The 770-nt window shown below is 51.3% G+C and carries 1 rRNA gene; it reads right to left on the bottom strand.

The features are described from left to right. Positions 1–770: ribosomal RNA gene (locus tag ACF8R3_RS10315) — 23S ribosomal RNA — on the bottom strand; the annotation flags it as partial.

The following is a 770-nucleotide window of genomic DNA, read 5'->3' as shown; positions in this document are numbered from 1 at the left end:
ATGGTTTGAGCCCCGTTACATCTTCCGCGCAGGCCGACTCGACTAGTGAGCTATTACGCTTTCTTTAAAGGGTGGCTGCTTCTAAGCCAACCTCCTAGCTGTCTAAGCCTTCCCACATCGTTTCCCACTTAACCATGACTTTGGGACCTTAGCTGACGGTCTGGGTTGTTTCCCTTTTCACGACGGACGTTAGCACCCGCCGTGTGTCTCCCATGCTCGGCACTTGTAGGTATTCGGAGTTTGCATCGGTTTGGTAAGTCGGGATGACCCCCTAGCCGAAACAGTGCTCTACCCCCTACAGTGATACATGAGGCGCTACCTAAATAGCTTTCGAGGAGAACCAGCTATCTCCGAGCTTGATTAGCCTTTCACTCCGATCCACAGGTCATCCGCTAACTTTTCAACGGTAGTCGGTTCGGTCCTCCAGTCAGTGTTACCTAACCTTCAACCTGCCCATGGATAGATCGCCCGGTTTCGGGTCTATACCCAGCGACTAAACGCCCTATTAAGACTCGCTTTCGCTACGCCTCCCCTATTCGGTTAAGCTCGCCACTGAATATAAGTCGCTGACCCATTATACAAAAGGTACGCAGTCACCTAACAAAGTAGGCTCCCACTGCTTGTACGCATACGGTTTCAGGTTCTATTTCACTCCCCTCTCCGGGGTTCTTTTCGCCTTTCCCTCACGGTACTGGTTCACTATCGGTCAGTCAGTAGTATTTAGCCTTGGAGGATGGTCCCCCCATATTCAGACAAAGTTTCTCGTGCTC

The sequence above is a fragment of the Pseudomonas sp. FYR_7 genome, from assembly GCF_043106155.1.
Taxonomy (GTDB): domain Bacteria; phylum Pseudomonadota; class Gammaproteobacteria; order Pseudomonadales; family Pseudomonadaceae; genus Aquipseudomonas; species Aquipseudomonas parafulva_B.
Note: the sequence above shows the minus strand (reverse complement) of the source record. Positions and strands in the feature narration are given on the sequence as shown.